The 3,326-nt window shown below is 68.0% G+C and carries 4 protein-coding genes; 3 read left to right on the forward strand and 1 reads right to left on the reverse strand.

From position 1 onward, the window contains the following. Positions 1–1,059: NAD-dependent epimerase/dehydratase family protein (locus AC2VOP_RS08295; protein ID WP_486960520.1), on the forward strand; the 1,059-nt coding region annotated here is incomplete at its 5' end. Further along, positions 1,056–2,243 carry an AI-2E family transporter gene (locus tag AC2VOP_RS08300; RefSeq protein WP_486960521.1) on the forward strand — a complete coding sequence of 396 codons (1,188 nt, stop codon included), beginning with the start codon at positions 1,056–1,058 and terminating at the stop codon, positions 2,241–2,243. The genes AC2VOP_RS08295 and AC2VOP_RS08300, both read left to right, overlap by 4 nt. A 4-nt stretch (positions 2,244–2,247) precedes the next feature. On the opposite strand, the gene AC2VOP_RS08305 is transcribed toward AC2VOP_RS08300, so the two are convergent. Next, complete coding sequence (locus AC2VOP_RS08305) at positions 2,248–2,949, reverse strand: DUF4245 domain-containing protein (RefSeq protein ID WP_486960522.1); 702 nt, start codon at positions 2,947–2,949, stop codon at positions 2,248–2,250. On the opposite strand from AC2VOP_RS08305, the gene AC2VOP_RS08310 reads away from it, so the two are divergent. Continuing rightward, positions 2,948–3,326: fructose-bisphosphatase class II (locus AC2VOP_RS08310; protein WP_486960523.1), on the forward strand; the 379-nt coding region annotated here is incomplete at its 3' end. The genes AC2VOP_RS08305 and AC2VOP_RS08310 overlap by 2 nt on opposite strands.

Consider the following 3,326-nt stretch of genomic DNA (forward strand, 5'->3'; position numbering starts at 1 on the left):
GTCACCGGCGCATTCGGTCTGGTGGGCAGCGCGACGGTGCAGCGGCTCGCCGAGGACGGCCGACGCGTCGTCGCGACCGACCTCGGCACGCCCGCCAACCGCAGGGCGGCAGCCAAACTGCCGGCATCGGTGGTGGTGCGCTACGCCGACCTCACCGATCCGGCGGCGGTCGACGACCTGGTGGCCAGCGTCAACCCCACCGCGATCATCCACCTTGCCGCGATCATCGCTCCGCTGTGCTATTCGCGGCATCGGCTAGCGCGCAAGGTCAACGTCGACGCCACTGCCAATCTGGTGAAAACTGCTGGCGCGCAGCCGACTCCGCCCCGTTTCCTGCAGGCTTCCAGTGTGGCGGTGTATGGACCCCGCAACCCGTACCGTCGCACCGATGTGTTGTCCGCGACGACGCCGGTCAATCCCATCGACATCTACGGCGCGCACAAGGTCGAGGCCGAGCGGTTGGTGCGCGACTCGACGCTGCACTGGGTGGTGCTGCGGCTCGGCGGTGTGTTGACCGTGCAACCGCGCTTCGACCTGGATCCCGACTTCATCGTGTTCGAGGGCATGCTGCCCGTCGACAATCGCATCCAGACAGTCGACGTCCGCGACGTTGCCCAGGCGTTCGCCGCCGCCACCACCTCCGACGTCGTCGGCGAAACTCTGCTCATTGGCGGTGACGCCTCGCACCGGCTGGTGCAAGGCGATGTCGCCTCCGCCACCGCTGCGGCGATGGGCTTGGTCGGCGTGCTGCCGACCGGTCGCAAAGGTGACCCCGGCAGCGACGACGGGTGGTTTGCCACCGATTGGATGGATACCGACCGGGCGCAGGACGCCCTGAAGTTTCAACACCATTCGTGGCCGGACATGCTGATCGAGACCGCCGAGCTGGCCGGCTGGAAACGCTACCCGCTGCGGCTGGCCGCACCGTTGGCCCGTTGGTATCTCACCCGCACGTCGGCCTACTACCGCAAGCCCGGCAGCTACGCCGACCCGTGGGCGGCCATTCGCGACAAGTGGGGCGACCCGCGACCGGACCCCAGACCGGAGGAGCCAGCATGAGCAGCCGAGAAGCCCTCGTCGTCGGCGGTGCCTCGAAGCGCGAATTCACCCTCACCCAGCGCCGCGCTCTGGCGGTCTTCACCGCGATCAGCCTGCTGTTCGGGGCGTACTTCCTGCGCGGCTACTTCGTCCTCGTCGTGGTGGCCGCCGTGGGTGCCTACGTGTTCACCCCGCTGTTCACCCGGTTCAACCGGCGGCTTAACACCGGCCTGTCGGCGACCTGCACGCTGCTGGCGGCGCTGGTCAGCGTGATCGTGCCGATCGGGCTGTGCGTGTTCCTGGCGGTCGTGCAGGTTTCCCGGTTGGTCACCCACGTCGGCGAATGGGCCCAAAAGACCGACGTGAACACCCTCGGCGACAAGGCCCTGCAGTTCGTCAACGGCCTGCTGGCCCGGGTGCCGTTCGCGCACGCCGAAGTGACCATGGAATCGCTGCGACACGCGATGGTCAGCGTCGGCCAGAAAGGCGGCGAACTGCTCCTGCATCTGCTGCAAAGCGCCGCCGGCGGCATCGTCGGCGCGGTCACCTCGGCGATCATCTTCCTCTACGTGTTTCTCGCACTACTGGTCCACCGCGACACAGTGCGCACCTTGATCGGCCAGCTCAACCCGCTGGGCGCAGAGGTCACCGACCTCTATCTGGCCAGGATGGGTTCGATGGTGCGCGGCACCGTCAGCGGCCAGTTCGTCATCGCGCTCTGCCAGGGCCTGGCCGGGGCGGCATCGGTCTACATCGGCGGTTTTCACCAGGGCTTCTTCCTCTTCGTGATTGTGTTGACGGCGTTGTCGATCATTCCGCTCGGCGGCGGCATCGTGACGATGCCGTTCGGCATCGGCATGGCGTTGTTCGGCCATGTCGTCGGCGGGGTGTTCGTGGTGGTCTGGCACCTGGTGGTGGTCACCAACATCGACAATTTCCTGCGGCCGATCCTGGTGCCGCGCGACGCCCGGCTCAACTCCGCGCTGATGCTGCTGGCCGTGTTCGCCGGTATCTCCATGTTCGGATTCTGGGGCATCGTCATCGGCCCGGTGCTGATGATCGTCATCGTCACCACCATCGAGGTCTACCTGGCGGTGTTCAAAGGCATTGAACTCCAACCCCGGGAAGAAGCCGGCGACGCATCCAAGCCGCGCCGCAAATGGCTCCCGGGCAGGACGGCTACGAAGCCTTCAGCCGCTCGGTAAGGAACTACCTTTTCGCCGTTGTCGTCGGAAGCGGCGGTTGCGCTTGCGTGGCGGCCGCGAGGGTCCGGAACTGCTCGACGGTGCCGGCGCCGGTGATCGCGAGCTGGGCTGGACCGGCCGGGCTGGACAGCCGGGTGGTCCACACCGGCTCAGCGTCGCCCTGATACACCACCCAGCTGGTGCCGTCGACATCAACCGCGCCGGTCGGATGCATGCCGGGGTGGATCGAGCCGACCAGCTGCTGTTCGTCGGCGTTGCTCTGGGTCAGGCTGACATACATCCCGCTCGGGCTCAGGTATCCGACCGTGGAGATCACCGCGCGCAGGCGCTGCGCCGGGTTGGCCGGGTCCGTCCGACCGTCGGTGATGCTGCCCCGGCTACCCGAGTTGGCCGCCCAGCCGTCGGGCAATTGCGGCAGCCGGACCGGGAACCCCAGCGTCTGGGCGTCAGCATTCAGGGCGGCGACGTCGTCGTAGAACGGCACCGGCCCGCTCGTCGTCCCGCCCGGCCGAAACGAGCACATCCCGGCCAGACCGGCCAACAGGATGCAGGCCACCACCAGCGGCGCGACCGAGAAGAACATGTCGCGACCGTCGTGCAGCAGCCGCGGTTTGGCCGGCTTGGCCGTCGGCTGCGGCTGAGGGGTCACCCGGTCAGTATCCCAGCTCACCGCAGCCGATGCGGCTCTGGGAGAATCAGCCACCATGACGGGCCCATCGCGCCGTGAAGCCCCGGACCGCAACCTGGCCATGGAACTGGTGCGGGTCACCGAGGCCGGCGCGATGGCCGCCGGCCGCTGGGTGGGCCGCGGCGACAAGGAGGGCGGCGACGGTGCCGCCGTCGACGCGATCCGCGAGCTGGTGAACTCGGTGTCGATGCGCGGTGTCGTCGTCATCGGGGAGGGCGAGAAGGACCACGCGCCGATGCTCTACAACGGTGAGCACGTCGGCAACGGCGACGGCCCGGCCTGCGACTTCGCCGTGGATCCCATCGACGGCACCACGCTGATGAGCAAAGGCATGCCCAACGCCATCTCGGTGCTGGCGGTGGCCGATCGCGGGACGATGTTCGACCCGTCGGCGG

The sequence above is a fragment of the Mycobacterium sp. TH-M106 genome (assembly GCF_057473765.1).

What these genes read in the sequence shown, in the direction of transcription:
- AC2VOP_RS08300 (WP_486960521.1), top strand. Translation starts at nt 1,056, where the DNA reads ATGAGCAGCCGAGAAGCCCTCGTCGTCGGCGGTGCCTCGAAGCGCGAA.
- AC2VOP_RS08305 (WP_486960522.1), bottom strand. Translation starts at nt 2,949, where the DNA reads ATGGTGGCTGATTCTCCCAGAGCCGCATCGGCTGCGGTGAGCTGGGAT.